This is a genomic window from Lichenihabitans psoromatis (assembly GCF_004323635.1).
In the GTDB taxonomy this organism is placed as follows: Bacteria; Pseudomonadota; Alphaproteobacteria; order Rhizobiales; family Beijerinckiaceae; genus Lichenihabitans; species Lichenihabitans psoromatis.
This window is the reverse complement of sequence record NZ_CP036515.1, coordinates 4,015,701-4,036,738: the sequence shown is the minus strand read 5'-3', so window position 1 is coordinate 4,036,738 and position 21,038 is coordinate 4,015,701. Positions and strand designations below refer to the sequence as shown.

The following is a 21,038-nucleotide window of genomic DNA, read 5'->3' as shown; positions in this document are numbered from 1 at the left end:
GTGCGATGGCACTGAAGACATTCAAACCGGTCACGCCAAGCCTGCGCCAGCTGGTTATCGTGGACCGTAGCGGCCTCTACAAGGGCAAGCCGCTCAAGACATTGACCGAAGGCAAGTCGTCTGCCGGCGGCCGCAACAACACGGGTCGCATTACGGTGCGGTTTCGTGGCGGCGGTCATAAGCAGACCTACCGGATCATCGACTTCAAGCGTCGTAAGCTCGATATGGTCGCGAAAGTGGAGCGGATCGAATATGATCCGAACCGCACATCGTTCATCGCGCTTATCCGCTACGAGGATGGTGAGCAGAACTACATCATCGCTCCGCAGCGTTTGGCGGTCGGCGACGACGTTGTTGCTGGCAACCAGGTGGACGTGAAGCCCGGCAATGCGATGCCGCTGGCAAGCATTCCGGTCGGCACGATCGTGCATAATGTCGAGATGAAGATCGGCAAGGGCGCGGCGATCGCTCGGTCCGCTGGCACCTATGCTCAGATCGTCGGTCGTGATCAGGGTTACGTCATCCTGCGTCTGAATTCGGGTGAGCAGCGCCTCATCCACGGACAGTGCTTCGGCACGGTCGGTGCGGTGTCGAATCCCGATCACATGAACATCAACTACGGCAAGGCGGGTCGTCGTCGTTGGTTGGGTCGGCGTCCGCATAACCGCGGCGTGACCATGAACCCGGTCGATCATCCGCACGGCGGCGGCGAAGGCCGCACCTCGGGTGGACGTCATCCGGTTACTCCTTGGGGTAAGCCGACCAAGGGCAAGAAGACCCGCAGCAACAAGTCGACGACGCAGTTCATCGTCGCCTCCCGTCACAGCCGCAAGAAGAAGGGCTAATCCATGTCCCGTTCGATCTGGAAAGGTCCTTTCGTCGACGGATATCTGCTGAAGAAGGCCGATACCGTCCGTGGGTCTGGGCGTTCCGAAGTCATCAAGATGTGGAGCCGTCGCTCCACCATCCTGCCGCAGTTCGTCGGTCTGACGTTCGGCGTTCACAACGGCCACAAGCATGTGCCGGTGACCGTCAACGAAGAGATGATCGGCCACAAGTTCGGTGAGTTCTCGCCTACCCGCACGTTCCACGGCCATGCCGCGGACAAAAAATCCAAGAGGGGCTGAGGATGTCCAAGCCGAAAACTCCCCGCGCCCTGAAGGATAACGAAGCGAAGGCGGTCTGCCGCATGCTTCGTGTCAGCCCGCAGAAGTTGAACCTCCTGGCTCAGCTGATCCGGGGCAAGAAGGTCGACAATGCTCTTGCCGACCTGCAGTTCTCGCGCAAGCGGATCGCCGTTGAGGTCAAGAAGACCCTCGAAAGCGCGATCGCGAATGCCGAGAACAACCATAGCCTCGACGTAGACGATCTGATCGTTGCCGAGGCTCATGTCGGCAAGGCGTTGGTGCTGAAGCGGTTCAGCCCGCGGGCGCGCGGTCGCGCCGGACGGATCGAGAAACCGTTTGCCAATCTCACGATTGTCGTTCGCGAAGTCGAACAAGCGACCGCCTGAGGAAAAGACGATGGGTCAGAAAGTCAATCCGATCGGGCTGCGTCTCGGGATCAATAGGACCTGGGACTCGCGCTGGTTCGCGAACAAGAATGAATATGGTAAGCTCCTCCATGAGGACATGAAGATCCGGGAAGTGCTGATGGCTGCGTTGAAGCAGGCCGCAGTGTCCAAGATCATCATTGAGCGGCCGCACAAGAAGTGCCGCGTGACCATCATGTCGGCGCGGCCTGGTGTCGTGATCGGCAAGAAGGGCGCGGATATCGACAAGCTCCGCAAGATGGTCTCCAAGCTGACCACGTCGGAAGTCGTGATCAACATCGTCGAGATCCGGAAGCCGGAAATCGACGCGACCCTGGTGGCCGACTCGATCGCCCAGCAGCTCGAGCGTCGCGTGGCGTTCCGTCGTGCGATGAAACGTGCCGTTCAATCGGCGATGCGTCTTGGCGCTGAAGGCATCCGGATCAACTGTTCCGGTCGTCTCGGCGGTGCCGAAATCGCTCGTCAGGAGTGGTATCGCGAGGGTCGTGTCCCGCTGCATACCTTGCGCGGCGACGTGGATTATGGTGTTGCAACCGCCCACACGGCTTACGGCACGTGCGGCATCAAGGTCTGGATCTTCAAGGGTGAGATCCTGGAACATGATCCGATGGCGCAGGAGCGGCGTATGGCGGAAGTCGATCAGAGCGGCGGCGCCGGTGGTGATCGTCGTCGTCGTGAGCGGGAACCGCGTCACGCTGCCTAACGGGCCGCTGACTTAGATTTGGGAATAAGACGATGTTGCAACCAAAGCGCACCCGCTTCCGCAAGGCGTTCAAAGGACGCATTCGCGGCGTGGCAAAGGGTGGGTTCGAACTGAATTTCGGTCAGTTCGGTCTGAAGGCGATGGAGCCGGACCGGGTCACGGCTCGGCAGATCGAAGCCGCTCGTCGCGCTTTGACTCGCCACATGAAGCGTGCAGGCCGTGTTTGGATCCGGGTGTTCCCGGATCTCCCGGTCTCGAAGAAGCCGACTGAAGTGCGTATGGGTAAGGGTAAGGGTGCCCCGGAGTTGTGGGCGGCTCGCGTCCATCCGGGGCGTATCATGTTCGAGCTGGATGGGGTGTCGGTCGACATCGCGAAGGAAGCCTTGGCTTTGGCGGCCGCAAAGCTTCCGATCAAGACTCGTTTCGTCCAGCGTATTGCAGAGTAAGGGGAGGGGAAAAGATGAAGAACAAGCAGCGCCTTTCCGATCTCAAAGTGATGTCGGATGACCAGCTTTCGGACGAAGTTCTGAGGTTGAAGAAGGAGCAGTTCAACCTGCGCTTCCAGCGCGCGACGGGCCAGCTCGAAAATACATCTCGAGTTCGTGTCGTCCGTCGGGACATCGCGCGGGCCAAGACGATTGCGGCGCAGAAGCGCAGCACGTCAGCGAAGGGTTGAGAAGAAGATGCCAAAGCGAATTCTCCAGGGTGTCGTCGTCAGCGACAAGCAGGAAAAGACGATCGTTGTGAAGGTCGAGCGGCGGTTCACGCATCCGCTGCTCAAGAAGACGGTTCGCCGTTCGAAGAACTATCACGCACATGACGAGGGTCGTGCCTTCAAGGTCGGCGATCTGGTGTCGATCGAAGAAACAAAGCCCATCTCGCGGCTGAAGCGCTGGATTGCGCTGACGGCGGCGGATAAGGCCTGAGCGTCTCGATTATAAAAGTTTACGAAGGGCCTGCCGCCGGTTGAAGGGGGAAGGACCCCATTCGAGTTGAAGGGCAGATGCCATGATTCAGATGCAAACTAACCTCGACGTCGCCGACAACTCCGGCGCCCGGCGTGTGATGTGCATCAAGGTGCTGGGCGGTTCCAAGCGGAAATACGCCGGCGTTGGAGACATTATTGTCGTCTCCATCAAAGAGGCTATTCCACGTGGGCGCGTCAAGAAGGGCGACGTCATGAAGGCGGTCGTGGTTCGGACCGCCAAGGACATTCGTCGGGCTGATGGGTCCGTGATCCGTTTCGATTCCAACGCTGCTGTGCTGGTCAACAATCAGTCAGAGCCGGTCGGAACTCGTATCTTCGGCCCGGTGCCGCGCGAACTTCGCGCCAAGAACCACATGAAGATCATCTCGCTCGCGCCGGAGGTGCTGTAATGGCTGCCAAGATCAAGAAAGGCGACAAAGTCGTCGTCCTCGCTGGTCGCGACAAGGGTCGCAACGGTGAAGTTGTCCAGGTGATTCCGAAGGAAGATCGCGCGCTCGTTCGCGGGATCAACCTCGTGAAAAAGCATCAGGCGCAGAGCCAGACCCAGCAGGGTGGTATTATTTCGAAGGAAGCACCGATTCAGCTGTCGAACTTGGCTATTGCCGATCCGAAGACCGGCAAGGCCACTCGCGTTGGGTTCAAGGTGCTCGAAGACGGCCGTAAGGTTCGCTTCGCGAAGGCTTCAGGAGATTTGATCGATGGCTGAGGCTCAGTCCGCCCAATCTGGCAAGGCTGCTAAGGCAGGCGCCAAGGGTGCTCGTAACAAGCAAAACAACGACGTCGATATGTCGGCATCGCCGGAAACTCCGGCCGGGTACGTGCCGCGGATGAAGGTGTTGTATAACGAGACTGTGCGGGCCGCGATGGTCGAGCAGTTCGGATATAAGAATGCATTGTCTGTTCCGCGCCTCGAGAAGATCGTCCTCAACATGGGCGTGGGCGACGCCGTGAACGACACCAAGAAGGTGACGAGCGCGGCGGCTGATCTTGCGTTGATCGCTGGTCAGAAGCCGGTAATCACCCATGCGCGCAAGGCGATCTCGACCTTCAAGGTTCGCGAGAATATGCCGCTCGGCGCAAAGGTCACGCTTCGCAACACGCGCATGTATGAGTTTTTGGACCGTCTGATCACGATCGCGTTGCCGCGCGTCCGCGATTTCCGCGGTTTGAACATCAAATCTTTCGATGGTCGCGGAAATTTTGCGCTCGGCATTAAAGAGCACATTATTTTTCCAGAAATCGACTATGACAAGGCCGAAGCTAATCTCGGGATGGACGTGATCGTTTGCACGACCGCGAAAACCGACGATGAGGCTCGTGCGCTTCTCAAGGCGTTCAATTTTCCGTTCCGGCAGTGAGCCACGTCGCTCAAACGCGGTAACTCGAGGACCATTGTAGATGGCAAAGAAGAGTTCAATCGAAAAGAATAAGAACCGGCAGGCGCTGGTGGTGAAGTTCGCCGCCCGTCGCGCTCGGCTTAAGGCAATCGCGTCCGACCAGTCGGCGCCGATCGAAGAGCAGTTCGAGGCCCGCCTCAAGCTTGCGGAGCTCCCCCGCAATTCTGCCAAGATCCGCATTCGCAATCGTTGCGAAGTCAGCGGTCGTCCCCGCGCGGTCTATCGCAAGATGAAGATGTCGCGCATTGCTCTTCGTGAGCTGGGGTCGAAGGGGTTGATCCCCGGTCTTGTTAAGTCGAGCTGGTAAGGAGGGGATCATGTCAGTCAATGATCCATTGGGCGATATGCTCACGCGTATCCGCAACGCACAAATGCGTCGTAAAGGTAAGGTTTCGACCCCCGGTTCTAAGATCCGAGCGAACGTGCTCGACGTCTTGGAGCAGGAAGGGTTCATTCGCGGTTATTCGACGACGGAATACGGCAATGGCCGTACCGAATTCGAGATCGAACTGAAGTATTTCGACAATGAGCCGGTCATCAAGCTGATCGAGCGTGTGTCCAAGCCGGGCCGTCGCGTTTATTGCGCGGTTGATGCGATGCCTCGCGTCGCTAATGGTCTCGGGATCACGATCGTTTCGACGCCGAAGGGTGTCATGGCCGACCATGCCGCGCGTGAGAATAACGTCGGCGGCGAAGTGCTCTGCAAGGTGTTCTGACCATGTCCCGTGTAGGTAAGAAGCCGGTTCCCGTGCCGGCAGGCGTTACAGCCAAGGTCGACGGGCAGAACGTGTCGGTAAAGGGCGCCAAGGGCGAACTTCATTTCAGCGTTCCGGAAGAAGTCTCGGTCGTTCTCGCTGATGGGAACATCAGCGTTGATCCGCGCAACGAGACCAAGCGGGCACAGGCAATGTGGGGCACCTCGCGTGCGATGATTGCCAACCTGGTGACTGGCGTCAGCAAAGGCTTCGAGCGCAAGCTCGAGATCACGGGCGTCGGCTACAAGGCTGCGGTTCAGGGCCGCAAGCTGCAGCTCTCGCTTGGTTACAGTCACGATATCGATTTTCCGATTCCGGAAGGCATCACAATCGTGGCGGCTCGTCCGACCGAATTGGCCATCTCCGGCATCGATCGACGTGAAGTGGGTCAGGTTGCTGCGGAAATCCGCGGCTTCCGGCCTCCGGAGCCCTATAAGGGCAAGGGCGTGAGATACGCAGGCGAGTTTATCTTCCGTAAGGAAGGGAAGAAGAAGTAAGGGATCGACCATGGCCAAGCAGGACCAATTAGATCGGCGTAAGAGCCGGGTTCGGCGGTCGATCCGGGCTCGCGCCTACGGTCGTCCGCGTCTGTCGGTGTTTCGTTCGTCGAAGCAGATTTACGCGCAGATCATTGATGATGCGAACGGCGTCACTCTCGTCGCCGCTTCCTCTCTCGAGAAGCAGAACCGCGAGTCGTTGAAGACGGGCGCGGATGTCGAAGCCGCTAAGTCGATCGGGGCATTGCTCGCACAGCGTGCGGTTGCGGCTGGGATCAGCGAAGTTGTTTTCGATCGTGGGAGCTACATGTATCACGGCCGTGTCAAGGCTTTGGCCGAAGGCGCGCGTGAAGGTGGCTTGAAGTTCTAGCGATTGGCCGCTATTGCGGACAATCTTGTTAAATCGTCGAGACGTGTCGGTCTGAGGGTGATGCCCTGCGACCGGCACGTCTTCGCGTTTCGAAGCGAGCGGGTAGCGGGCCGGGTTTCGGTCGCCAGCGTCCGCGCAAGTGACGGATAAAGTAAAAATGGCACGTGAAAGGGAACGCGATCGCGAAGAGCGCGATAGCGAGTTCGTCGACCGGTTGGTTCACATCAACCGTGTCGCGAAGGTTGTGAAGGGTGGTCGTCGCTTTGGTTTCGCCGCTCTCGTGGTGGTTGGCGATCAAAAGGGGCGTGTTGGTTTCGGTCACGGTAAGGCCCGCGAAGTGCCGGAAGCGATCCGTAAAGCGACGGAAGCCGCAAAGCGTGGTCTGATCCGGGTGCCGCTGCGCGATGGCCGCACGCTTCATCACGACGTGCTGGGCCGTCATGGCGCCGGCAAGGTGATTTTGCGCGCTGCTCCGGCCGGTACGGGGATCATCGCCGGCGGCCCGATGCGCGCCGTCTTCGAAACGCTTGGCGTCCATGACGTCGTTGCGAAAAGCCAGGGTTCGTCGAACCCCTACAACATGGTTCGGGCGACGTTCGATGCTTTGAAGCATGAAGATTCGCCTCGTCAGGTCGCGGCTCGCCGCAATCTCAAGGTCTCGGTTCTGCAATCGCGCCGTCAGGGTGTGGATGCGGAAGCGGCTGAAGCTTGAGCGGGGAGGTCTGAGCATGGCGTCCCTGGACGGAAAAACCATCGTGATCGAGCAGACCGGAAGCCCCATCGGGCGTCCGAGCGAGCAGCGTCGCACCCTTGCTGGGCTGAAGCTCAACAAGGTCGGCCGTCGGTCCACCCTTGAAGATACGCCGGCAATCCGGGGCATGATCGCCAAAGTGGCGCACATGGTCCGTATCGTCGATAGCCAGTGAAGGAGCTACAATCATGAAGCTCAATGGCATTTCGGATAATGACGGGTCCAGCAAGTCGCGCATGCGCGTCGGTCGGGGCATTGGTTCGGGTAAAGGCAAGACCGGCGGTCGCGGCGTCAAGGGTCAGAAGGCCCGTACCGGCGTTCGGGTAAAGGGCTTCGAGGGCGGTCAGATGCCCTTGCATCGCCGGCTCCCCAAGCGTGGCTTCAATAACGTGTCCTCGATTGACTATAACGAGGTCAATGTCGGCCGTATCCAGCAGGCAGTGGATGCCGGCAAACTCGGCAGTGGTCCGATCACGGTTGCGGGCCTCATCGAGGCTGGTCTCGTCTCGAAGGCTCGTGATGGGGTTAAGATCCTTGGTATGGGCGAACTGACCGCGAAGCTGACCTTCGATGTGGCTGCGGCTTCGAAGTCGGCGGTTGAAGCGATCGAAAAGGCAGGCGGGACGATCACGATGTCGGCCCAGTCGAGCGACGCGTCAGCTGCGTGACGATCCGCTTTTCGGGTAAGGATTGGGGGCGGCGAGCAATCGCCAGCCCCCTTTTTCTTGAGTAGAGTAACGAAGGCTCTGGACCGGTCGATACGACTCTAAGGTCGAAGACCTGTTGCGCCGCTCTCGTCTATCTTAGATAACAAGCGCTGCTCAACCGGGATCCGGACGCGAGGCGGCTCTTTCGATCTCTCCCGGTCGATCTGAGCCGTGATGGCCCGGGCGTCGGTGTGCTGTAGTAGGGTCGCACTGCTATGAAGGCCCGCCGCAAGACGAAAAGTGTGGCGGAGTTGCGAGACGGATAGACGACGGGGAGGTGGTCATTGAGCGGCACCTCCTGGTCTACACCGTCATGGTTTGATCTGGCGCGCGTGCGCGTGCCTGCGGAGCACAGAAATGGCATCGGCAGCTGAACAGCTTGCAGCGAACATCAACTTTTCGGCTTTCGGCAAGGCCGAGGAGCTTAAGAAGCGTATCTGGTTCACGCTCGGCGCTTTGGTGATCTACAGGCTCGGGACATACATTCCGCTGCCGGGAATCGATCCTGCCGCGTTCGAGGCCAATTTCGTCGGTCACAAACAGGGCGTGCTCGAACTCTTCAACATGTTCTCGGGCGGCGCGGTTCAGCGAATGGCGATCTTCGCCCTGAACATTATGCCCTACATTTCGGCCTCGATCATCGTCCAGCTCCTCACGTCGGTGGTGCCCTCCCTCGAGAGCTTGAAAAAGGAAGGTGAGGCGGGCCGGAAGGTCATCAACCAATATACGCGCTACCTCACGGTCGTGCTCGCGGCGTTCCAAGCCTATGGGATCGCGGTAGGGCTCGAAGGGCAGAGCGGGGTTGTCTCCGATCCAGGTTGGTTTTTCCGCATCTCGACCGTCATTACATTGATGGGCGGGACAATGTTCCTGATGTGGCTCGGTGAGCAGATCACGTCGCGTGGGATCGGCAACGGATCATCCTTGATCATCTTCGCCGGCATTGTCGCGGCATTTCCGGCCGCTATCGCCAATACGCTGGAGCTTGGACGTCAGGGCGCGCTGTCGACCGGCCTTATCCTCCTGGTGCTGGTGATGGCGATCGGCGTGATTGCCTTCATCGTGTTCATGGAGCGTGCGCAGCGTCGGCTGCTCATCACCTATCCGAAGCGACAGGTGGGTAACCGCGTCTTTGAAGGGCAGACATCTTTTCTGCCGTTGAAGCTGAACACGGCCGGCGTCATTCCGCCGATCTTCGCCTCTTCTCTGCTGCTTCTGCCCACGACGGTCGCGAATTTCTCGCAGTCGGCCGGCGGAACGGGGATCCTCTCGTCGATCGTCGCGGTGTTCAGTCGTGGTCGCCCGCTCTACGAGATCGCCTACGTCAGTTTGATCGTGTTCTTCGCGTTCTTCTATACGGCCGTGGTCTTCAATCCGGTGGAGACGGCCGATAATCTCAAGAAGCACGGTGGGTTCCTGCCCGGCATTCGACCCGGTGAACGGACGGCGCAATATATCGATACGGTGCTGACCCGCATCACCGTGCTCGGTGCAGCCTATCTCGCGATCATCTGCCTCTTGCCCGAACTCCTCGTGTCTTACGCCGCCCTTCCGTTTTATTTCGGCGGCACATCGTTGCTGATCATCGTCAGCGTCACGATGGATACGGTTGCGCAAATCCACGGCCACCTGCAAGCTCATCAATATGAGGGACTGATCAAGAAGTCCCGTTTGCGGGGAGGAAAGAAGAGATGAGGATCGTTCTGCTGGGACCACCTGGTGCCGGTAAAGGAACCCAATCGGAACGACTGCGGGCGCGCTATCACATCCCGCAACTGTCGACGGGTGACATGTTGCGTGCGGCTGTGAGCGCCGGAACACCGATCGGCCTTCAGGCCAAAGCCATCATGGATGCCGGCCATCTCGTCTCGGATGATGTGGTTGTCGGCATCGTGGCCGATAGAATCATGCAAACCGACGCGCAGAATGGTTTCATTCTGGACGGCTTTCCGCGCACCGTCGCGCAGGCCGAGGCGCTCGACAGCATGCTGATCGGCAAGGCAATGCGCCTCGATGGGGTCATCGAACTCGACGTCGACGAATCGGTTCTCGTCTCGCGTATTCACAACCGGGCGCTCGAGACCGCGGCGCGTGGCGGCGTGGTTCGGGCCGATGACAAGCCCGAGACCGTGAAGGCTCGACTCGACGCCTACAAGGCACAGACCGCGCCGGTGTCGGATTATTATGCGCGCCACGGCTCGCTTCGGCGGATCGACGGAATGATGCCGATCGACGAGGTTACGGATCAGATCAACCGTGAACTCGACACGCTTGTCGGTTCCGCTGCGATGGCGTCATCCCGATCCTGATGCGCCGGGAATGGCCGGCTTTTGACGGCCGATCTCGCTTGAGGGTTGACGGGTGAGCTACGACGCTCTATAGGCCAAAACCTTCAAGGTGGCGAAGCTTGGTGTGACTGGGCAATCCGTGTGGGCGCCCGGTATTTTTTCGTTCGAGCGACGACCTTTTCCTTTGAAATATCCGGGTGGGCTCGATCACACCCGTTGGAGTATACCACGTGGCCCGTATTGCAGGCGTAAACATCCCAACCAACAAGCGCGTGACGATCGCGCTTCAGTATATTCACGGGATCGGAGCGAAGAAGGCGGAAGAGATCTGTGAAAAGGTCAGCATCCCGGCGGATCGTCGTGTTGCACAGCTGACGGACGCTGAAGTCCTTCAGATTCGCGAGACGATCGACCGTGACTATCTCGTTGAGGGCGACCTTCGTCGCGAGACCTCGATGAACATCAAGCGCCTGATGGACCTCGGCTGCTATCGCGGCCTGCGTCATCGTCGCAGCCTTCCGGTTCGCGGCCAGCGCACGCATACCAATGCGCGCACCCGTAAGGGCAAGTCCAAGCCGATCGCCGGTAAGAAGAAGTAATTTAACATTCATCCCGAGCGCCTGGCATGACGGGCGCGCTTGAAGGACAAGACCTTTGGCAAAAGAAGCAGCAACACGCGTTCGTCGTCGCGAACGCAAAAATATCGCCTCCGGCGTCGCTCATGTGAGCTCGACGTTCAACAACACCATGATCACCATCACGGATGCACAGGGCAACACGATCTCGTGGTCGTCAGCCGGCACGATGGGTTTCAAGGGCTCGCGCAAGTCGACCCCCTACGCGGCTCAGATGGCTGCCGAAGACGCGGCCCGCAAGGCGTCTGAGCACGGGATGCGTATGGTTGAAGTCGAAGTGTCGGGACCCGGTTCGGGGCGCGAATCGGCCCTGCGCGCGTTGCAGGCCTCCGGCTTCACCGTGACGTCGATCCGCGACGTGACCCCAATCCCGCATAACGGCTGCCGGCCACGTAAGCGTCGTCGCGTTTGATGTGGCGGCGCTGCTTTTCGTGGCGCCCCGCTCCCATCGACAGTGAACCCGGCCTGCGCCCGGCGTTTCGGCGCCGGGTATCGAATTTGAAGGTGCACACGTGATTCACAAAAACTGGCAGGATTTGATCAAGCCGAACAAGCTCGAGGTCATCGTTGGCGATGATCCGAAGCGGACCGCAACCCTCGTGGCGGAGCCGCTCGAGCGCGGCTTCGGTCTTACGATGGGCAATTCACTTCGGCGGATCCTGCTCTCGTCGTTGCAGGGTGCTGCCGTCACGGCCATCCACATCGATGGCGTGTTGCATGAGTTCTCGTCGATCCCGGGCGTTCGCGAGGACGTGACCGACATCGTCCTCAATGTGAAGGACATCGCGATCAAGATGCAGGGCGAAGGCCCGAAGCGTGTCGTTCTGAAGAAGCAGGGCCCGGGTCGGGTCACGGCCGGGGATATCGCGACCGTCAACGACGTTATCGTGCTCAACCCCGATCTGGTGATTTGTACGCTCGACGAGGGTGCAGAAATCCGGATGGAGTTCACGGTCAACACCGGCAAGGGCTACATCGCGGCGGATCGTAATCGCTCTGAAGATGCCCCGATCGGTCTCATTCCGGTCGACAGTCTGTATTCGCCGGTTCGGCGCGTCAGCTATCGTGTCGAGAACACCCGCGCGGGTCAGATCCTCGACTATGACAAGCTGACCATGACGATCGAGACCAACGGCGGGATTACGCCCGAAGATGCGATCGCTTACGCGGCCCGCATTCTGCAGGACCAGCTCAACGTCTTCGTGAACTTCGAAGAGCCGAAGCGCGAAGAGGTTTCGGCGGCTATTCCGGAATTGGCGTTCAACCCGGCGCTGTTGAAGAAGGTCGACGAGCTCGAATTGTCGGTCCGTTCAGCGAACTGCTTGAAGAACGACAATATCGTTTACATCGGCGATCTCATTCAAAAGTCGGAAGCCGAAATGCTTCGGACCCCGAACTTCGGTCGAAAGTCGTTGAACGAGATCAAGGAAGTGTTGGCCCAGATGGGTCTGCATCTCGGGATGGAAATCAACGGTTGGCCGCCAGAGAACATCGACGAACTCGCCAAGCGGTTCGAAGAACACTACTAAGCCGATCGATACCCGGAGCCCGTAACAATCGGGCTCCTCAAAAGAGCGGCCGTACCGTGGCACGGCGGCCGCATAACAATTGGAGACAGCCATGTATCACGGTCGCTCGCAGCGCCGCTTTAATCGCACGGCCGAACATCGGAAAGCGATGTTCGCCAATATGTCTTGTGCTCTGATCCACCACGAGCAGATCATCACGACCTTGCCCAAAGCCAAGGATCTCCGCCCCGTCGTCGAGCGTCTTATCACGCTCGGCAAGCGCGGCGATCTGCATGCGCGGCGTCAAGCGATCGCGCAGATCAAGGATGTGCTCTTGGTCAAGAAGCTCTTCGACGTGCTTGGACCCCGCTACAAAGATCGCCAGGGTGGCTACATCCGCGTTCTCAAGGCCGGCTTCCGCTACGGCGACAACGCTCCGATGGCGGTGATCGAATTCGTCGATCGCGACGTCGAAGCGCGGGGCCAGCCCCCGATCGGCACCATCGTCGACGAAGCCGCGTAAGCGTTCTTTAGTTCAGCACGACGGGGGGAATACGGCAGCGTGTTCTCCCTTTTGGTTTGTGGGCTCGAGCGGCGTCACCGGTCTGGTCGCCATGTCCAAACGATCGCCCACGGTTTCGATTGAGGCAGGAGAGGATCAGGCGATGAAGTCTTTGACGAATCGACGAGCAGCTCTTGTCGTGCTGGCCTTTGTGGGCAGCTTTGGCGGAGCTGTGGCCGATGATCTGCGGACTGTTCCGCAAGCGCGGTCAGACGTGCTGATGTCGTTTTCGCCGGTCGTCAAGAAGGCGCAGCCATCCGTCGTGAACGTCTATGCGTCGCGGACGGATCGCCAGGCTCGGAACCCGTTGTTCGACGATCCGGTCTTTCAGCAATTTTTCGGGGGAGGGCGCTCGACACCCCGTCCCGGCGGGCCGACGGCTCAGTCGCTCGGCTCCGGTGTAATCGTCGATTCGTCGGGGCTGGTGGTGACCAACTACCACGTCATCGACACGATGACGGACGTGAAGGTCGCCCTTTCCGACAAGCGGGAGGTCGCGGCCGATATCGTGCTGCGGGATAAGCGCACCGATCTCGCCATTTTGAAACTCAAGACCGGCGGTCCGTTCCAAAGCATGGATCTCGGCGATTCGGATGCGCTCGAGGTCGGCGATCTGGTGCTCGCCATCGGCGACCCTTTCGGCGTCGGCCAGACTGTCACGCAAGGCATTGTGTCGGGGTTGGCCCGCACGCAAGTCGGCGGCAGTGACTACCAGTTCTTTGTCCAGACCGATGCGGCCATCAATCCAGGCAATTCGGGCGGCGCGCTGGTCGACATGCATGGTCGGCTGATCGGCATCAATTCGGCGATCTACTCGCAATCGGGCGGAAGCGTCGGGATCGGGTTCGCGATCCCGGTCAATCTCGTCAAAACCGTCATCGAGAGCGCCAAGGCTGGAGCCCATGACGTGCGCCGGCCTTGGCTCGGCGCGACGCTCCAGGTCATGTCCCGCGATATCGCCGATACGCTCGGCCTCGACCGTCCCACGGGCGCGCTCGTCGCGAGCGTGCTCGATGATGGACCCGCGAAAGACGCGGGTTTGCGAAGTGGCGATATCGTCATGGCGGTCGATGGGCAGTCGATCGACGATCCGGATGGGTTTGGGTATCGATTTGCCACGAAGGCGATTGGCTCGGTCACTTCGCTCACGGTGTCGCGCGGTGGCAAAACCGTCATCGTGCCGATCAAGCTGACGACCGCGCCGGAAGTGCCGCCGCGCGAGGTGATCAAGCTTAAGAATAGGTCGCCTTTCTCTGGCGCGACGGTGGTGAACTTTTCACCCGCGGTGGCGGAAGAGCTGTCGATCCAGGGGGTTCACGACGGTGTGGTCGTGGCCGACGTCGATCCGGGCTCGAACGCGGCCGAGGCAGGTCTTGCGAAGGGCGATGTCATTCTCGGGCTCGAGAATGATCAGATCACCTCGACCAAGCAACTCGAGCGCGCCACGAACCTCAATCGCAGCTATTACCATTTGACGCTGTCGCGCGGTGGACAGGTGGTGCAAACCGAAATCGGTGGCTAGACGACGATGACGGATCTGTTTGCGGCGGCGGGATTGGATCAATCGGCCCCGCGTCCGCTTGCGGATCGGTTGCGACCGGGGACCCTGTCCGACGTGGCCGGGCAGGATCATTTGCTTGGACCCGACGGGGCGCTGACCCGGCTCATCGGGGCGACCTCGATGGGTTCGCTGATCTTCTGGGGGCCTCCTGGAACCGGCAAGACGACCGTCGGGCGTCTCCTGGCCCGCGACACCAAGCTGACGTTCGTGCAGGTGTCGGCGATCTTCTCGGGCGTTGCGGAACTCAAGAAGCTCTTCGAAGAAGCGCGCGCCCGCCGCAGGACCGGGCAGGGCACCTTGTTGTTCGTCGATGAGATCCATCGCTTCAACCGCGCCCAGCAGGATAGCTTTTTGCCCGTGATGGAGGATGGCACCATCACGCTGATCGGCGCCACGACCGAGAACCCCTCCTTCGAGCTCAATGCGGCGCTGCTGTCGCGGGCCCGCCTTCTGGTGTTTCGGGCGCTCGACGAGGCAGCGCTCGGCAAGCTCCTCGACCGGGCCGAGGCGGCCGAAGGGCGGGCGCTACCGATCTCCGAGAGCGGCCGCGCGACGCTGGTCCGTCTTGCCGATGGGGATGGGCGGGCGCTGCTGACCCTCACCGAGGAGATCTGGCGGGCCGCGCGTCCTGGCGAGGTGTTCGACGACGCGACCCTGCTCGATGTCGTCCAGCGCCGCGCGCCGCTCTACGACAAGGGTCAGGATGGGCATTACAACCTGATCTCGGCGTTGCATAAGGCGGTGCGCGGCTCGGATCCGGATGCAGCGCTTTATTATCTCGCGCGGATGCTCGACGCGGGCGAGGATCGCTTGTTCATCACGCGCCGCATCGTTCGCATGGCGGTGGAAGATATTGGCCTTGCGGATCCCCAGGCGCTGGTCGTCGCAAATGCCGCCAAGGAAGCGTTCGACTTTCTCGGGAGTCCGGAAGGCGAACTCGCGATCGCCCAGGCGGTGATCTACGTGGCGACGGCGCCGAAATCCAACGCGGCCTACACGGCCTTCAAGGCCGCGATGGCGCTCGCGAAACATGCAGGATCGGTGACACCGCCGAAGGTGATCCTCAATGGTTCGACCAAGATGATGCGGAACGAGGGGTTTGGCGAAGGATATGCCTATGACCACGATGAGCCGGATGGGTTCTCCGGCCAGAATTATTGGCCGGAATCGATCGGGCGCCAAAAGCTGTATGAGCCGGTCGAACGCGGCTTCGAGCGCGAGTTGAAGAAGCGGCTTGATTGGTGGGCCAAACTGCGCGCCGAGCGCGAGTCCGGCACCTGATCGATCGCGACGACACGATGGTCGAGCGTCACTCCTTGACGGGATGCCAGAGAATGTCGGGCTCGCCGACCCCTGGCTTGAAGTTGCTCTTTTCCGAATAGAACGGCCACGCGCCAAAGGTCGACACGAAAATCTTCGACGTCAGGCTTGCCGAGTAATAATATTTGTTCCGACGGGCGTCCGGCACGAGGCGGCCCGCGCCGCCGATCTCTTCGAGCGAGAATCCGTTATCAACCGCGATGGTCGGCCACAAAACTTCCGGATGCCCCGCCCACCCGTCCCGGCAATTCTCGTCGATCTTCGACAAAAGGCGATTCGAGACGCGGCAGAAGGGCAGGAACGAGCGCACGAGATCGACGCGTCCCGGTTTGCCCGGCATATGGAACGACGGCCAGAACATCCAATCGGGGCCATCCTGATAGGTCGTGGTATAGGAGCATAACAGGTCCGCCGCCGAATCCTTCAGGTCGTCCATCAGGGTGCCCCAGCGCCCCGTATATCGAACGTCATATTCGCAGAACCAATATTGGTCGTAGTCTTTGACGTCGCGGAAGAAGCACAAGAGGAAGAGGTCGGGGTTTCCGCGCATCGTGACCCAATCCATGCTTTCCAGCTTCTTGCTGTAGGGCAGGGCCTCGACGTCCTTTTTATAATAGGGGAAAACCTTCGCGCGTCCGATCGCGAGCTCCTTGAGGTCGCTGCCGCTTGCGCTGCAACCCGTCACAAACAAATCGATCGACGGATCGAGCTCTCGATCCAGACGTGCAATTTCGCGTTCGACTGATTTGGAGACAAAATGCGCGCAATAGACAAACGCAGTCTTAGACATTCTCCACCTTCCGTCCTGACAGACATTCCGCGTTGCTGAGTGGCATGGGCTGATAACGAAAGACGACGCGCAGGGCTGGGATCAGCGATGCTCGATATCCGCGTCCGTCGGCCCAGATGTGCGCCATTCTGCTCATCGGGATCGTGACGATCGGACGACGGTCGAAGGGTTGAGACAGGTGCTTTGCCATAGGGGCCTCTGCCGAGGTGACGTGAGGTCCCCCCGTTCTAGACCCATTACAGGTCATGGCGCGGAACTCAAGCTGACCTTCCCTCTGCCAACGAGATCGTCGATCGAGCGGGCTGCCAATCGGCCGCGTCTTGGGCGGGGATGAGCGTGACGTCTCTATGCTGCTCGCGTGAATGAGCGGGGCTTAAGCGTGGGCTGGACTGGCCGTGTCCGGCAGATGAACGGGTCCGATCCCGCCACGGCAGAGCCTCGCATCTCGCGCGACTCGGCAACCGGCGTTAGCTCCCATCGTTTCTCGTTGGTGCTTATGATAGACTGGACGGATTGTCCTTAAAACATACCCGTCTTGACTATAGACAGACGCATCGGCGCATGAGTCTTGGAAGCTTGGTCCGACTTATTGCCTTAATCGTCGCTACAGCCCGAACTCGGAAATTGAGCGAGGCGCTGGCGAAAGACCGTTCCTAAGGTGAAGGCAGACCCTGCGGCAGTTGGGAACTCAAGCGTTTCATCGAACCGCGCGGTGCCACGAGGCGGCCAAGACGCGCGGTTTAAAATCCAGGCGCAAGCCAAAGCTGACTCCGCATTAGCAGGCGGAAGCTATGGCCCGCTAGGCGCAGTCTATAGTGTCCGAGAAAATGCCCATAGCTTCAATGTCAGCCACAGCACGATTTCGCGCCTCGGTTAAAAAGGTGTTGGGATATCGTAAGCCATGACAGTGACGATGATCTCGCGGCTGTGGTCCGCAGGATATCCCATCTTGTAGCGAAGCCGGGTTTCACCCTCGACTGTTGGTCCGTCCTTCCTTTGAGGGTGCATGTCCATAGCGCCTTTGATCGCGCCAATGACAGCAGAGAAATTCTTATTGCGATTGAAGATGACAAGGGCGGTCTTGCTGTCCCGCCAGCTAAGATACGAGAGCAGTTGGTCAATAGTCTCTAGAAAGGCCTTCTCGCCGTGCCAGAACTTGCACTCAGCGATGAAGATGTTCCGTCCATCCGACCGAATCAGGATGTCTGTCTTGCCCTGAAAATTGAAAGTCTCCCCTGTAGCTTGTCCATCGTAATGGCCATTCAACTGTACTAAAAAATGCTGCCGAATATCCTCCTCACCCATGTTGTGGAAGGTTTTCGGGCTGCGCTCCATAACCCTTGTCATATTGTCCATGACGCTCAGGATATGCTGATATTCAGCTTCATCAAGAGCAGGCTCCGGTTTGAACGGAGGGATTGTTTGCGGTCGGACGGGCATGATTTTGCGCCTGACTTCTGGAGCGTGGAAGGTCGCGGGCACGTCCGGTCGCCGCCTCATCGGGAATCCAAGCGACGCAACCAAGTTCTTGCTTTTTAGAAGCTGCGCCTTCCGCTGCTCCACATAGGTCCGCGCTTGCGCCTCGATTTGCACGGGAAGACTGGCGACATCTCGGCTCAGAGTCATCAGATGCCTTTGAATGTCCTGGACTCTTTGATCGTACTCGGCCCTGATCTGGTCGTGGCTCTTGTCTAGCGTCGCAAGCGCGATTGACAGTTCCTGGTTACCGACATTTGCCTGCGGACCCGGAACAGATCTGGAACTGGGGCCGATTTTGAAGAGACTGCCATCGCCAGAAAACGGCAGATGGAAGATCACGATGTGAACTACAGACTCGCGGGAGCCAAAGCGGTCCTCGTAGATGTCGTAGCCGGCATGATTTACTATCTGCGTAATCTCCTTTTCTTCAATCCAGGTTTCTTGAGTATTAAGCACTGGAATATACAGCCGGTGCTTCTGACAATTTTCGGCGACAAGATCGTCAGCTGGCATCGAAAGGATCTTGTTCTCGTCGTAACCTTTCAAAGCGGCCATGGCATGCACTGGAACCTGGTTAGTCAGTTCAAAAACACTGGGGCCGGAAAAGAGGCTATCGGGTCTGTCGTACATCGGTCCGCCTCACTGATAGATGATGCCACCGATGACGGGAGCCGGCTCGAGTATATACGCGCGCGCCGTGGTTCTTAGAACAAACCAAAAACACGACCACAAAAGTGGTGGATATCAATGGTCTCTCTTTTCGCCTCTGACCTAAGATGGAGTCCTGAAGTGGAGTACGATCCAACTCATCCAGTGTTCGAGCAGGGCAAAAGGTAGACCTTCTTCCGCCCCGGGGTCGCACGGATTTGTTCATTTTATGTAATGCTTTTCCGGTCTTTTTCCACGTTTCGGTCCGCAGACGGCGAATGTTAGCCTTCCACCCAACTCGGATTTTCGAGCGCTCAAGCTGGTGGAATGCAAGCCCATCCGCCCCTCACCCCCGCCGCCCGTCATCTGGTCCCTGAGCTTGACCGCAGCCTTGCGGCGTTCGTCGAGATAGAGCGCTATATCAGTCAGGTGCACGCCTTTCGGTGCCTTCTGGCTTTCTTCGGATCGGAACAGCGGCAGCGGGATGTTGCCGGAACTGAGCTTGCGGGTAACCGTGTCGAGGGTGAGGTGCGAGGCGTCGTCGCGCCGCATGTCGTCGAGCGGGATGATCGGCCTCCCGTTCTCTTGCGCCGCAAGACGAAATGCGGTGTTGAGCGTCCTCGTCGTGGTGCTGCTTCGTCCGCGTCCGAAGACCATCGTGCCGTCTCGTCTCAGCCCGATTTCCGCGTTATACCGATGGAAACGTCGCGGCGCTTGCGTGCCGTGTTTGTATCCATCAGTGCGACAAGCCTCCACGTGTTGCGACGCGGTCGCACGCGCACCCGAAAAACGGCCTGAAAAGGCACTGATCGCCCCATGAACGAGACGAACCTGAACGCCGAAACACCTTCACCGATCAATCACATCGAGGGTCAAGTCAGCCCCCATCGGTTTTCGATTGCACCGATGATGGACTGGACCGACAAACATTGTCGGTTTTTCCACCGCCTGATGACGCGCCGCGCGCGGCTCTATACCGAGATGGTGACGACCGGCGCAATCCTGTTCGGGCCGCGGGAGCGGCTGCTGGCGTTCGATGCGGCGGAACATCCGGTCGCGGTGCAACTCGGCGGCTCGGATCCGGGGGATCTTGCGGCCTCGGCCCGAATCTGTGCCGACTATGGCTATGCCGAGATCAACCTCAACGTCGGCTGCCCGTCGGATCGGGTGCAGAATGGCCGGTTTGGCGCCTGTCTGATGCGAGAACCCGCGCTGGTCGGGGATTGCGTCGCCGCCATGGTGGCCGCGACCCCGCTGCCCGTCACGGTGAAGTGCCGCATCGGCGTCGACGATCAGGATCCGCAGGAGGCCCTGTTCGCCATGGCCGAGACGGTGCGACGCGCTGGCGCCGAAGCCCTGATCGTGCATGCCCGCAAGGCGTGGCTGCAAGGTCTGTCGCCGAAGGAAAACCGCGATGTGCCGCCGCTCGACTATGCGCTGGTGCACGCGCTGAAGGCCGCCTATCCGGATTGGCCGATCAGCATCAACGGCGGGCTTGTGACGCTCGAGGCGATGCAGGCCGAACTCGCTCACGTGGATGGCGTGATGGTGGGGCGCGCCGCCTATCACAATCCGGATTTTCTGGCGCTGGTCGATCCTGTGCTGTTCAGCGTTCCGGCCCCCGTGGCGAGCAGCGCCGAGGCCGTCGAGGCTTTCATGCCCTATATGGCGGATCAGCTTGGTCGCGGCGTCCGTCTCCATGACATGACCCGCCATCTGCTCGGGTTGTTCGCGGGGCGCCCGGGCGCGCGTCTCTGGCGGCGACATCTTGCCACCGAGGCCCCCAAGCGAGGCGCTGGCCTGGAGGTCGTGGCGGAGGCGCTTCGGCATCTCGAAACGGCGGCATCCATGCTCGGCGCCGCAGCCTGATCCTTTACCGGCTCCGCAGGATCAGCTTGTTGTCCGCGATGGTGAAACTGGCGAGCCGATTGAGAAACGTCATGCCGAGCAGATTCTCGTGCAAGGCGCCGGGTTTGGCGACCAGCACCTCGACATCGGTTTCGACGATGCTGCCGATCCGGAGTTCCGGCAGGGTCGTTTCGGCCGTCATCGCATGTCCGTTCGCGGTCGCCACATCGACGTCGTAGGTCAGGTCGCGCGGCTTGATGCCGAGGCGGCTCGCATCCTCGGCACGCAGCACGACCGCCGAGGCGCCCGTATCGAAAATAAAGCTGAGCCTCGCGTCGCCGGAGGTTCCCCGCACCAAAAATTGCCCGTCCGAGGATCGCATCACCGCGACCTCGCTGGCGCTGACTTGCATGGGCATGCCCGGGACGACTGTCGCGATCACGTGGGAGGCGACGCCCCGTAACTCGTCGCGATAGGAATAGCCGGTGATGACCACGAGGAAGGCAATGATCCAGAACGTCAGAGCCGCGAGCCCGGCCATAAAGCGTCCGCGAAACAACCGTGGAATCGCTGCGGCCAGCCACAGCGCAAGCGCGCCATAGAATAGCAGGCTGACAATCTCGGGCTGGGTGAGGTCGTTCATCGCGGGGACATCACGTCCGGTCGGGGGCCGAAGGAT

At 59.8% G+C, this 21,038-nt stretch carries 30 protein-coding genes; 26 read left to right on the top strand and 4 right to left on the bottom strand.

Annotated elements, in window-relative coordinates:
- The first annotated feature begins 5 nt into the window (after nt 1-5).
- The 25 genes from rplB to EY713_RS18760 all read left to right on the top strand — a co-directional run bounded on the left by rplB (nt 6) and on the right by EY713_RS18760 (nt 15,555).
- Nucleotides 6-845 (top strand): 50S ribosomal protein L2, encoded by an 840-nt coding sequence (gene rplB / locus EY713_RS18880; RefSeq protein WP_131118041.1) that lies wholly within the window; start codon nt 6-8, stop codon nt 843-845.
- A gap of 3 nt (nt 846-848) precedes the next feature.
- Nucleotides 849-1,127 (top strand): 30S ribosomal protein S19, encoded by a 279-nt coding sequence (rpsS, locus tag EY713_RS18875; protein ID WP_131118038.1) that lies wholly within the window; start codon nt 849-851, stop codon nt 1,125-1,127.
- Between the two features lie 2 nt (nt 1,128-1,129).
- Nucleotides 1,130-1,513: a 50S ribosomal protein L22 gene (rplV, locus tag EY713_RS18870; protein WP_131118035.1), complete on the top strand. Its 384-nt coding sequence runs from the start codon at nt 1,130-1,132 to the stop codon at nt 1,511-1,513.
- 10 nt (nt 1,514-1,523) lie between these two features.
- Nucleotides 1,524-2,255, top strand: a complete 732-nt coding sequence (gene rpsC, locus EY713_RS18865; RefSeq protein WP_131118032.1) for a 30S ribosomal protein S3 — start codon at nt 1,524-1,526, stop codon at nt 2,253-2,255.
- A 32-nt stretch (nt 2,256-2,287) separates the two neighbouring features.
- Nucleotides 2,288-2,701 carry a 50S ribosomal protein L16 gene (gene rplP / locus EY713_RS18860; protein WP_131118029.1) on the top strand — a complete coding sequence of 138 codons (414 nt, stop codon included), beginning with the start codon at nt 2,288-2,290 and terminating at the stop codon, nt 2,699-2,701.
- Between the two features lie 14 nt (nt 2,702-2,715).
- The gene (gene rpmC, locus EY713_RS18855) at nt 2,716-2,931 is read left to right on the top strand and encodes a 50S ribosomal protein L29 (RefSeq protein ID WP_131118026.1); all 216 of its coding nucleotides are present in this window, start codon (nt 2,716-2,718) and stop codon (nt 2,929-2,931) included.
- 7 nt (nt 2,932-2,938) lie between these two features.
- Nucleotides 2,939-3,181, top strand: a complete 243-nt coding sequence (gene rpsQ, locus EY713_RS18850) for a 30S ribosomal protein S17 (RefSeq protein ID WP_131118023.1) — start codon at nt 2,939-2,941, stop codon at nt 3,179-3,181.
- A gap of 82 nt (nt 3,182-3,263) precedes the next feature.
- Nucleotides 3,264-3,632 (top strand): 50S ribosomal protein L14, encoded by a 369-nt coding sequence (rplN, locus tag EY713_RS18845; RefSeq protein ID WP_131118020.1) that lies wholly within the window; start codon nt 3,264-3,266, stop codon nt 3,630-3,632.
- Nucleotides 3,632-3,949 carry a 50S ribosomal protein L24 gene (gene rplX, locus EY713_RS18840; protein ID WP_131118017.1) on the top strand — a complete coding sequence of 106 codons (318 nt, stop codon included), beginning with the start codon at nt 3,632-3,634 and terminating at the stop codon, nt 3,947-3,949. Before rplN ends, rplX begins: the two co-directional genes overlap by 1 nt.
- 79 nt (nt 3,950-4,028) lie before the next feature.
- Nucleotides 4,029-4,601 carry a 50S ribosomal protein L5 gene (gene rplE / locus EY713_RS18835; RefSeq protein ID WP_131119940.1) on the top strand — a complete coding sequence of 191 codons (573 nt, stop codon included), beginning with the start codon at nt 4,029-4,031 and terminating at the stop codon, nt 4,599-4,601.
- 40 nt (nt 4,602-4,641) lie between these two features.
- Nucleotides 4,642-4,947: a 30S ribosomal protein S14 gene (gene rpsN, locus EY713_RS18830; RefSeq protein ID WP_131118014.1), complete on the top strand. Its 306-nt coding sequence runs from the start codon at nt 4,642-4,644 to the stop codon at nt 4,945-4,947.
- A 10-nt stretch (nt 4,948-4,957) separates the two neighbouring features.
- Nucleotides 4,958-5,356 (top strand): 30S ribosomal protein S8, encoded by a 399-nt coding sequence (gene rpsH, locus EY713_RS18825; RefSeq protein ID WP_131118012.1) that lies wholly within the window; start codon nt 4,958-4,960, stop codon nt 5,354-5,356.
- A 2-nt stretch (nt 5,357-5,358) separates the two neighbouring features.
- The gene (gene rplF / locus EY713_RS18820; RefSeq protein ID WP_131118010.1) at nt 5,359-5,892 is read left to right on the top strand and encodes a 50S ribosomal protein L6; all 534 of its coding nucleotides are present in this window, start codon (nt 5,359-5,361) and stop codon (nt 5,890-5,892) included.
- A gap of 10 nt (nt 5,893-5,902) precedes the next feature.
- Nucleotides 5,903-6,262: a 50S ribosomal protein L18 gene (gene rplR, locus EY713_RS18815; RefSeq protein WP_131118007.1), complete on the top strand. Its 360-nt coding sequence runs from the start codon at nt 5,903-5,905 to the stop codon at nt 6,260-6,262.
- A gap of 157 nt (nt 6,263-6,419) precedes the next feature.
- Complete coding sequence (gene rpsE / locus EY713_RS18810; RefSeq protein ID WP_131118005.1) at nt 6,420-6,974, top strand: 30S ribosomal protein S5; 555 nt, start codon at nt 6,420-6,422, stop codon at nt 6,972-6,974.
- Nucleotides 6,975-6,990: 16 nt separating this feature from the next.
- Nucleotides 6,991-7,188, top strand: a complete 198-nt coding sequence (rpmD, locus tag EY713_RS18805) for a 50S ribosomal protein L30 (RefSeq protein ID WP_131118002.1) — start codon at nt 6,991-6,993, stop codon at nt 7,186-7,188.
- Nucleotides 7,189-7,201: 13 nt separating this feature from the next.
- The gene (rplO, locus tag EY713_RS18800) at nt 7,202-7,681 is read left to right on the top strand and encodes a 50S ribosomal protein L15 (protein ID WP_131117999.1); all 480 of its coding nucleotides are present in this window, start codon (nt 7,202-7,204) and stop codon (nt 7,679-7,681) included.
- A 396-nt stretch (nt 7,682-8,077) separates the two neighbouring features.
- Nucleotides 8,078-9,415, top strand: coding sequence for a preprotein translocase subunit SecY (secY, locus tag EY713_RS18795; protein ID WP_131117996.1), 1,338 nt, complete (start codon nt 8,078-8,080; stop codon nt 9,413-9,415).
- Nucleotides 9,412-10,029: an adenylate kinase gene (locus EY713_RS18790; RefSeq protein WP_131117993.1), complete on the top strand. Its 618-nt coding sequence runs from the start codon at nt 9,412-9,414 to the stop codon at nt 10,027-10,029. The genes secY and EY713_RS18790 overlap by 4 nt, the downstream gene beginning before the upstream one ends.
- 209 nt (nt 10,030-10,238) lie before the next feature.
- On the top strand, nt 10,239-10,607 hold the full coding sequence (rpsM, locus tag EY713_RS18785; protein WP_131117990.1) for a 30S ribosomal protein S13: 369 nt from the start codon (nt 10,239-10,241) through the stop codon (nt 10,605-10,607).
- Between the two features lie 55 nt (nt 10,608-10,662).
- On the top strand, nt 10,663-11,055 hold the full coding sequence (gene rpsK / locus EY713_RS18780) for a 30S ribosomal protein S11 (protein ID WP_131117987.1): 393 nt from the start codon (nt 10,663-10,665) through the stop codon (nt 11,053-11,055).
- Between the two features lie 100 nt (nt 11,056-11,155).
- A complete protein-coding gene (locus tag EY713_RS18775) occupies nt 11,156-12,172 on the top strand; it encodes a DNA-directed RNA polymerase subunit alpha (protein WP_131117983.1) in 1,017 nt (338 codons plus the stop codon).
- Between the two features lie 91 nt (nt 12,173-12,263).
- On the top strand, nt 12,264-12,674 hold the full coding sequence (gene rplQ, locus EY713_RS18770; RefSeq protein WP_131117981.1) for a 50S ribosomal protein L17: 411 nt from the start codon (nt 12,264-12,266) through the stop codon (nt 12,672-12,674).
- Between the two features lie 142 nt (nt 12,675-12,816).
- Nucleotides 12,817-14,235, top strand: a complete 1,419-nt coding sequence (locus tag EY713_RS18765) for a Do family serine endopeptidase (RefSeq protein ID WP_131117978.1) — start codon at nt 12,817-12,819, stop codon at nt 14,233-14,235.
- A gap of 6 nt (nt 14,236-14,241) precedes the next feature.
- Nucleotides 14,242-15,555, top strand: a complete 1,314-nt coding sequence (locus EY713_RS18760; protein ID WP_131117975.1) for a replication-associated recombination protein A — start codon at nt 14,242-14,244, stop codon at nt 15,553-15,555.
- A gap of 28 nt (nt 15,556-15,583) precedes the next feature.
- On the opposite strand, the gene EY713_RS18755 is transcribed toward EY713_RS18760, so the two are convergent.
- The 3 genes from EY713_RS18755 to EY713_RS18745 all read right to left on the bottom strand — a co-directional run bounded on the left by EY713_RS18755 (nt 15,584) and on the right by EY713_RS18745 (nt 19,168).
- Nucleotides 15,584-16,279, bottom strand: coding sequence for a hypothetical protein (locus EY713_RS18755; RefSeq protein WP_165491191.1), 696 nt, complete (start codon nt 16,277-16,279; stop codon nt 15,584-15,586).
- A gap of 978 nt (nt 16,280-17,257) precedes the next feature.
- Nucleotides 17,258-18,493, bottom strand: coding sequence for a hypothetical protein (locus tag EY713_RS18750; RefSeq protein WP_131117968.1), 1,236 nt, complete (start codon nt 18,491-18,493; stop codon nt 17,258-17,260).
- Nucleotides 18,494-18,733: 240 nt separating this feature from the next.
- The gene (locus tag EY713_RS18745) at nt 18,734-19,168 is read right to left on the bottom strand and encodes a pyocin activator PrtN family protein (RefSeq protein WP_131117965.1); all 435 of its coding nucleotides are present in this window, start codon (nt 19,166-19,168) and stop codon (nt 18,734-18,736) included.
- Nucleotides 19,169-19,417: 249 nt separating this feature from the next.
- Between EY713_RS18745 and dusA the strand changes: the two genes are divergently transcribed.
- The gene (gene dusA, locus EY713_RS18740) at nt 19,418-20,380 is read left to right on the top strand and encodes a tRNA dihydrouridine(20/20a) synthase DusA (RefSeq protein ID WP_245573032.1); all 963 of its coding nucleotides are present in this window, start codon (nt 19,418-19,420) and stop codon (nt 20,378-20,380) included.
- Nucleotides 20,381-20,384: 4 nt separating this feature from the next.
- Here dusA and EY713_RS18735 read toward each other — a convergent pair whose 3' ends face one another.
- The gene (locus tag EY713_RS18735; protein WP_131117959.1) at nt 20,385-21,002 is read right to left on the bottom strand and encodes a retropepsin-like aspartic protease family protein; all 618 of its coding nucleotides are present in this window, start codon (nt 21,000-21,002) and stop codon (nt 20,385-20,387) included.
- Nucleotides 21,003-21,038 lie beyond the last annotated feature (36 nt).

What these genes read in the sequence shown, in the direction of transcription:
- EY713_RS18745 (WP_131117965.1), bottom strand. Translation starts at nt 19,168, where the DNA reads ATGGTCTTCGGACGCGGACGAAGCAGCACCACGACGAGGACGCTCAAC.
- rpsC (WP_131118032.1), top strand. Translation starts at nt 1,524, where the DNA reads ATGGGTCAGAAAGTCAATCCGATCGGGCTGCGTCTCGGGATCAATAGG.
- rpmC (WP_131118026.1), top strand. Translation starts at nt 2,716, where the DNA reads ATGAAGAACAAGCAGCGCCTTTCCGATCTCAAAGTGATGTCGGATGAC.
- rplE (WP_131119940.1), top strand. Translation starts at nt 4,029, where the DNA reads ATGTCGGCATCGCCGGAAACTCCGGCCGGGTACGTGCCGCGGATGAAG.
- rplX (WP_131118017.1), top strand. Translation starts at nt 3,632, where the DNA reads ATGGCTGCCAAGATCAAGAAAGGCGACAAAGTCGTCGTCCTCGCTGGT.
- rpsE (WP_131118005.1), top strand. Translation starts at nt 6,420, where the DNA reads ATGGCACGTGAAAGGGAACGCGATCGCGAAGAGCGCGATAGCGAGTTC.
- rplV (WP_131118035.1), top strand. Translation starts at nt 1,130, where the DNA reads ATGTCCAAGCCGAAAACTCCCCGCGCCCTGAAGGATAACGAAGCGAAG.
- secY (WP_131117996.1), top strand. Translation starts at nt 8,078, where the DNA reads ATGGCATCGGCAGCTGAACAGCTTGCAGCGAACATCAACTTTTCGGCT.
- rplO (WP_131117999.1), top strand. Translation starts at nt 7,202, where the DNA reads ATGAAGCTCAATGGCATTTCGGATAATGACGGGTCCAGCAAGTCGCGC.
- EY713_RS18750 (WP_131117968.1), bottom strand. Translation starts at nt 18,493, where the DNA reads ATGTACGACAGACCCGATAGCCTCTTTTCCGGCCCCAGTGTTTTTGAA.
- rplB (WP_131118041.1), top strand. Translation starts at nt 6, where the DNA reads ATGGCACTGAAGACATTCAAACCGGTCACGCCAAGCCTGCGCCAGCTG.
- EY713_RS18765 (WP_131117978.1), top strand. Translation starts at nt 12,817, where the DNA reads ATGAAGTCTTTGACGAATCGACGAGCAGCTCTTGTCGTGCTGGCCTTT.
- dusA (WP_245573032.1), top strand. Translation starts at nt 19,418, where the DNA reads ATGATGGACTGGACCGACAAACATTGTCGGTTTTTCCACCGCCTGATG.
- rplR (WP_131118007.1), top strand. Translation starts at nt 5,903, where the DNA reads ATGGCCAAGCAGGACCAATTAGATCGGCGTAAGAGCCGGGTTCGGCGG.
- rplN (WP_131118020.1), top strand. Translation starts at nt 3,264, where the DNA reads ATGATTCAGATGCAAACTAACCTCGACGTCGCCGACAACTCCGGCGCC.
- rpmD (WP_131118002.1), top strand. Translation starts at nt 6,991, where the DNA reads ATGGCGTCCCTGGACGGAAAAACCATCGTGATCGAGCAGACCGGAAGC.
- EY713_RS18790 (WP_131117993.1), top strand. Translation starts at nt 9,412, where the DNA reads ATGAGGATCGTTCTGCTGGGACCACCTGGTGCCGGTAAAGGAACCCAA.
- rpsN (WP_131118014.1), top strand. Translation starts at nt 4,642, where the DNA reads ATGGCAAAGAAGAGTTCAATCGAAAAGAATAAGAACCGGCAGGCGCTG.
- EY713_RS18735 (WP_131117959.1), bottom strand. Translation starts at nt 21,002, where the DNA reads ATGAACGACCTCACCCAGCCCGAGATTGTCAGCCTGCTATTCTATGGC.
- rplQ (WP_131117981.1), top strand. Translation starts at nt 12,264, where the DNA reads ATGTATCACGGTCGCTCGCAGCGCCGCTTTAATCGCACGGCCGAACAT.
- rpsS (WP_131118038.1), top strand. Translation starts at nt 849, where the DNA reads ATGTCCCGTTCGATCTGGAAAGGTCCTTTCGTCGACGGATATCTGCTG.
- rplF (WP_131118010.1), top strand. Translation starts at nt 5,359, where the DNA reads ATGTCCCGTGTAGGTAAGAAGCCGGTTCCCGTGCCGGCAGGCGTTACA.
- rplP (WP_131118029.1), top strand. Translation starts at nt 2,288, where the DNA reads ATGTTGCAACCAAAGCGCACCCGCTTCCGCAAGGCGTTCAAAGGACGC.
- rpsH (WP_131118012.1), top strand. Translation starts at nt 4,958, where the DNA reads ATGTCAGTCAATGATCCATTGGGCGATATGCTCACGCGTATCCGCAAC.
- rpsQ (WP_131118023.1), top strand. Translation starts at nt 2,939, where the DNA reads ATGCCAAAGCGAATTCTCCAGGGTGTCGTCGTCAGCGACAAGCAGGAA.
- EY713_RS18760 (WP_131117975.1), top strand. Translation starts at nt 14,242, where the DNA reads ATGACGGATCTGTTTGCGGCGGCGGGATTGGATCAATCGGCCCCGCGT.